6 protein-coding genes are annotated in these 6197 nt (G+C 49.9%); 1 reads left to right on the forward strand and 5 read right to left on the reverse strand.

Annotated elements, in window-relative coordinates; translation table 11 throughout:
- Position 1 precedes the first annotated feature (1 nt).
- A complete protein-coding gene (locus tag CHB92_RS22005; protein ID WP_089321402.1) occupies positions 2-1714 on the forward strand; it encodes a GMC oxidoreductase in 1713 nt (570 codons plus the stop codon).
- A gap of 291 nt (positions 1715-2005) precedes the next feature.
- Here CHB92_RS22005 and CHB92_RS22010 read toward each other — a convergent pair whose 3' ends face one another.
- From CHB92_RS22010 to CHB92_RS22030, 5 genes are all read right to left on the reverse strand, one after another.
- Complete coding sequence (locus CHB92_RS22010; protein WP_089321403.1) at positions 2006-2251, reverse strand: DUF3820 family protein; 246 nt, start codon at positions 2249-2251, stop codon at positions 2006-2008.
- Positions 2252-2315: 64 nt separating this feature from the next.
- Positions 2316-2762, reverse strand: a complete 447-nt coding sequence (locus CHB92_RS22015; RefSeq protein WP_089321404.1) for a GNAT family N-acetyltransferase — start codon at positions 2760-2762, stop codon at positions 2316-2318.
- 159 nt (positions 2763-2921) lie between these two features.
- Complete coding sequence (locus tag CHB92_RS22020; RefSeq protein ID WP_089321405.1) at positions 2922-4130, reverse strand: MFS transporter; 1209 nt, start codon at positions 4128-4130, stop codon at positions 2922-2924.
- 36 nt (positions 4131-4166) lie between these two features.
- Positions 4167-4361 carry an NAD(P)-binding protein gene (locus CHB92_RS22025; protein WP_245842810.1) on the reverse strand — a complete coding sequence of 65 codons (195 nt, stop codon included), beginning with the start codon at positions 4359-4361 and terminating at the stop codon, positions 4167-4169.
- Positions 4362-4488: 127 nt separating this feature from the next.
- A complete protein-coding gene (locus tag CHB92_RS22030; protein WP_089321406.1) occupies positions 4489-5460 on the reverse strand; it encodes an aldo/keto reductase in 972 nt (323 codons plus the stop codon).
- Between the last annotated feature and the right edge of the window lie 737 nt (positions 5461-6197).

Below are 6197 nucleotides of genomic sequence, written 5' to 3' on the forward strand. Positions count from 1 at the left end.
TATGGCAAATTTTGCAATAGATGCAGTAAAAGACATGACCTATGATGCCATTGTGATTGGCTCTGGCATCAGCGGTGGCTGGGCAGCGAAAGAACTGACCGAAAAAGGCTTAAAGACACTGGTGTTAGAGCGGGGCAAGGATGTAAGGCACATCAAGGATTACCCTACTACCTCTATGAATCCCTGGGAGTTTCCGCACCGCGGGCAGCTGCCTTTTCAGGTAAAACAACAGAACCCGATCGTTAGCAAGTGCTATGCTTTTTATGAAGGTACGGAGCACTTCTTTGTGAAGGATGCGGAGCACCCTTACGTGCAGGAAAAACCTTTTGACTGGATCCGCGGCTATCAGGTGGGAGGAAAGTCTTTGCTGTGGGCACGCCAGACCCAGCGCTGGAGCGACTTTGATTTTGAAGGCCCTGCCCGCGATGGTTTTGCCGTTGACTGGCCTATTCGCTATAAAGACCTGGCTCCTTGGTATAGCTATGTGGAAAAATTTGCGGGTATCTCTGGTAACAAAGACGGTATTCCACAATTACCGGATGGGGAGTTTCTGCCGGCACACGAAATGAACTGTGTGGAAAGCCACTTCCAGGCACAGGTAGCCAAGAAGTACAAAGACCGGCAGGTGATCATGGGCCGCTGTGCGCACATCACCAAGCCGCAACCGATACACCTGGAACAAGGGCGGGCACAGTGCCAGCACCGCACCATTTGCGAGCGTGGCTGCCCTTTTGGTGGCTACTTCAGCAGCAATGCCTCTACCTTGCCATGGGCCGCTAAAACTGGCAACATGACCCTGCGTCCTGACTCAGTGGTGCATTCCATCATTTATGACGAGCAGAAAGGAAAGGCAACGGGCGTGCGCGTGATCGACGCGAACACCAAGGAGGAACTGGAGTTCTATGCCCGCATCATCTTTGTAAATGCCGCTGCTCTAAACACAAACCTGATCCTGCTGAACTCTACGTCTAACCGTTTTCAGCAAGGCTTAGGCAACGACAATGGGTTGATGGGTAAGTACGTAGCTTTCCATAACTATCGGGCCCGGATATCTGCCGACTATGATGGCGACCTGGATTCAACCACTGATGGACGCCGTCCGAACAGCCCTTATATTCCGCGCTTCCGTAACGTGCACAAGCAGGAGACAGACTTCCTGAGGGGCTACGCTGCCGGGTTCAACGCCAATCGTAAGAGCCATGCAGACCAAAGTGGGTTAGGAGGAGATTTGAAGGCAAGCCTGCTAAACCCTAAATTGGGTGGCTGGTCTGTCGGCTCTCACATGATGGGGGAGACGATTCCGAAGGAAAGCAACTACGTAGCCCTCGACAAGTCGAAGAAGGACGCCTTTGGGATGCCGCAGCTTAAGATCTCCATGGATTATGACGAGAACGATGAGAAGATGGTCAAAGACTACTTTGAGCAGATGACGGAGATGTTCACGCACGCTGGCTTCACGAACATCCGTACCAGCGACTCGAAGCAGGCCCCGGGGCTGGACATCCATGAGATGGGCGGTGTACGCATGGGCAAAGACCCGAAAACTTCCCTGTTGAACGAGTGGAATCAGTTGCACGCCTGTAAGAACGTGTTTGTTACAGACGGCGCCTGTATGACTTCCACTGCTACGCAGAACCCTTCTTTAACTTATATGGCATTAACAGCTCGTGCTGTGGATCATGCGGTTAGTGAGATGAAGAAAATGAACCTGTAAGAGCCGCATTTATAAATAGTAAAAAGGAGAAGGTCTTCCATTTAGCAGGAAGACCTTCTCCTTTTTAGTGTGAATAGAATTGTTCTGCCTAGGCTGGCGTAGTGCATGCTTATCCACGGCTTTAGTTACAGCCTTTTTCACCGTGTTGGTCTTTGCGCTCTACTGCTGGGGTAGGGGCGCTCAACAGCGATTAAGGCCCAGCCGGCGATGTGAAATGTTAGCAACGAGCTATAGCAGTGCCAACTGTTGGAATTTTAAAAGAACATTCTTACGCTCATTCGCAAAAAACTGCTACCTGTTCCTTGCTTGCCGCTTCAGTGGCTCCAACAAGTAGTCCAGCCCATTAATCTTAATCTCATAGATGGTAGCCAGTTGCATGCCGAGCTTACCGGGTGGAAAGCCTTCCCTGCAAAACCACTCGAGGTAAGACACCGGCAGCTGGCACAGTATCGTTCCTTTATACTTGCCGAAGGGCATCTTCATCTTCACAAGGTCCTGCAGGATTTCCGAATTGGGTTGGGAGGAGGGACTTGTCATATAGTAGGCGCCTGATCTTGCTTAAGAACTGAGGGGAACATTTACGGTTAGGCTTAAAGCTCCTTTATGCCCGTATCATTTTGATATGGTCAATACCGTCCTCGTCATACACGTCGCTGGACTGCACAAAGCCAAACGCCTCATAAAACTTTTTAGCATACAGCTGTGCGCCTATTTTAATAGGCCCCACCCCAAACAGGTGATGGCACTCGGCTACAGCCCGGTCTACCAGTTTTTTCCCCACGCCCGTTCCTCTGACCCTTGAACTGGTTACAATCCTGCCAATAGACATTTCGGGGTAAGAGAGGCCCGGCGGTACTAAACGAGCAGTTGCTTCCAGGGCATCGCCTTTGTACACTAACAAGTGGTAGCACATCTGGTCCAGGTTGTCTTGGTCCAGAAACACACAGTTCTGTTCTACTACAAAAACATCACTCCGGAGGCGGAGCATCTCGTAAAGTTCAAAGGGTGTAAGCCCTGCAAAGGGCTTGCAGGTAATCGTTAATTCCATGTATGTTGGGTGTAAAATAAGACCTTCTAAAAGCCTGTAAAGGCTGCAGCTGGTGTCTCCGTTTCTTCTTAAAGCCTCAAATGTAAGCAATAGCAGGCAGAAACGGATAATTGAATGTTATGAGGCGTAGAAAAGAGCCAGTAGCAGTAGAACTAAAGCCTATACGTTTTGTAAGTGCCTTACAGACTTGATACGTAAGCTGTTAAGTGAAGCAAGCACCAGTACAAGGGCACAACCCAGTGCGATCTGGCTAAGTGTGATGGCATGGTCCAGCAGAAAGCCAAAAGTTACCGGTGCAAGCGCCGTACTCAAGACGGAGATCATGGAGAAGAGGCTCCGCACCTGTCCGATTCGTTCTACCCCATAAAGTTCTGCTATAACCGCGGATTGAAAGATGCTGCTCACCCCTGCGGTAATGCCTGTTAGCAGTAAAAACACAAGAGCCGCAACTTTACCGGCAATGCCTGCCAAGGCTAACAGTCCAAGAATGAGCGGAAGAAGGTAAAAGGGAAATAACTTAGAGGCAGAGAATTTATCAGTGAGGATACCGCCGTAGAACGAACAGAGGAAGCGTACCACGGCATAGCCAGAAAAGCACATGGCGTACCAATCCAGGGGCCAGCCCCTTTCTTCTGCCAGCACATACTGGAAAAAGAAAATACCGGTGGCAATAAAGCTGAACATAAACACAGCCGGTATCAGCACCCAGAATGCTTTTTCCATCACCATCACCCGGAAGAACTGCCATTTCTCTCCTTGCGGCCGGTCTTTTTTATGCCTTGGAACGTCGTATGCCTGCAAGTTTAACTGCCGGATAACCAGGAAGAGGAAAAGCAGGACGGTGGAGGAGGCAATGAGCGCATTTTGCCATTGCCAATAGGAGAGAAGGAAGCCTATGAATAACGGAAAAAAAGCCTCTCCCATGGGATAGCCCATGGTGGAAATGCTCAAGGCTTTCCCCCGATCTGCTGTGAAGTAGCGGGACATGACGCTGGAGCTGATGTGGCTCATCATGCCCTGGCCTCCCAGGCGAAGCCCGATCAGGGCCAGGAAAACCATGAAGCCATGAGAGGCTAAGCCTAAACCCACACTGGCGGCAAGCAGTAGCAGGATAACTTTGGAAGTAAGAGGCTTGAGTGGTCGGTTATCGACTAAGTAGCCGAACTGTAGCAGAAACAAAGCGGCAATAACTGTAGCAACGGCATAATAACCGCCGAAAACGGACTTTGACAGGTTGAATTGTTCCAGTATGGCAGGTACAAAAAGCGATATATAAAAAGTCTGTCCGTAGCTGGAGAAAAAGGTAAGCAACCAGCCGAAGATTACGGGCTTAAAATTCTCTTTAAGAAAAAGGTAATATGCGCGCATAAGTGTGTCTACTACTGGATTTTTCACTTCTGGGCATCAATCAACCCGGCAGGCTGCTGAACTCGGCAGGAGAGAAGAGACGGAGGGAGTCCAGCTTTTGAGCCAGGCCCCGCCCGGCTCCGGCCTGTCATCGAGCAGGAGGTAAGAGAGGTTTGTCTTTCGGAGAAAATAAGCGCAGGCTAAAGCACTTTGGCCGCCTCCGATGATGATGGTGTCTTGTATCTCTGGCATTTGTGATTTACGTGTCAGGGCGCTGTTACACAAAGAGCCCTAACCTTCTTAACTGGTTAGGGCTCCGAGTGCTTTTATTCATGTACGGTCACATCAGCTGTAGGATGTGTTGTGATGGCCTGGCTTCTTACTGCGACCATTCGGTTGGTTCACGGTCCCAGCGGTGCTGCTTCAACTCGTCGACTAGGTCTTTCGGAAGGCCCTTGCCGTCACTTGTACTTAGATTCGACTTCACGTGGTTTTCCTTCCGCATGCCCGGTATGGTCGTGCCAATGCTTGGGTTGCTCAGGATAAAGCGAAGTGCCATCTCTGCCATCGTCATTCCTTTCGGTACCAAAGGTTTCAACCTGTCGGCATGCTCTACGCTGGAGTTCAGGTTTTCAGGCACAAAGTAAGTGCTGCGCCAGTCATCCTCCGGGAAAGTCGTGTCTTTGGTGATGTTACCAGTAAGAGTACCTTCATCAAAAGGTACACGGGCAATAATACCCACGTCCAGCTTCTCGCAAAGTGGGAACAGCTTGTCTTCCGGGGCCTGGTCAAAGATGTTGTAGATCACCTGCACGCTGCTGATGTGGCCAGTGCGTAGCGTCTCCAGTACGTTTTCTGGCTCCCAGCGGTTCACACTCACCCCCATGTGCTGTATCTTTCCATCCGCCTTTAGCTTCTCCACGGCCCGCTGCCATTCTTCGTTGTTTGCCCAGGCATCTTCCCACACGTGGAATTGCTGTAGGTCTATTGTTTCTACGCCCAGGTTCTGAAGGCTTTTCTCCGTATACTCGATAATGTGGTCAGCCGGGAAGCAGTCTTCCAGCTTGTAGTCTGGTTTAGAAGGCCATTTAAAATTCTTGGGAGGGATTTTAGTTGCCACGTACAATCGCTTATCTGTATGTCGCTTCAGCAGGCGGCCCAGGATCTGTTCGCTCAGCCCTGCTCCATAGCCCCAGGCTGTATCAAAAAAGTTGCAGCCGTTTTCCACGGCAATATCCAAAGCACGGTCAGATTGTTCCTCATCAGAGCCTGTCCATCCGGCCATGCCCCACATGCCATACCCAACCTCGCTTACGTTCCAGCCTGTGCGGCCAAATCTTCTGTATTGCATAGTTCTTGTTTAAGTGTAAAAGTAAATATAAGAAAAGCCTTTTATACTTGATAAGCTTTCCTGTAAACGGCAGCAGGCTTTGCTTGGATTACTTTAATCCGGAAGATTTATAATATTTGTTAATAAGTGCGGGAGGGGGCGTTCGAGAAGGAATTCGTGAATGTAGGGCAAGGCCCGGGTTGTACGCCAATCCGGGCTGGCACAATATTAAGTACACTGACATCAGGTATAGTCTAGCTACAGGCGGTTTTTTGTTCCTTACTTAAGAAAGAGGTTTAGGTATCCCCTAAGTCCCCAACGCTTGGAAAAGCTAAAGGAGCATATTTACTAGGGAAAAGCAAAGGAGAACCCTTAGAAAAGGCTGTTGATCTATCTCTGCTTAGCAAGAGCCGCAAAGGGTAGAACATTTATACAAGTGGTGCTCCCGTGCTCTTAAACGTTCTTACTAATAGGAACTCCAGGCATTTTAATTACTGTTTTTCTCCAGCGCCGGGAGGAAAAACTGCAAGTAGGGGAAGCTGTTTAAAAGCCCTTCTATTAGGAACTCCCACCGGCCCTCTGGCTGTTAACCCTTAGCGCCTACTTTAGAAGAGAGGGGCGGGGAAAATAATCCCCCACTGCCTGAGCCACTTAGCTTTTTGTTAGCGCTGATCTTCCCTTGGGCCTTGCCTCTAGGGAAACTTTGCCTACCTTTGCGCTCCCTTCGGCAGGACAGGGGCAGCGATAACAGGGGCCGT

This window comes from Pontibacter ummariensis (assembly GCF_900188175.1).
In the GTDB taxonomy this organism is placed as follows: domain Bacteria; phylum Bacteroidota; class Bacteroidia; order Cytophagales; family Hymenobacteraceae; genus Pontibacter; species Pontibacter ummariensis.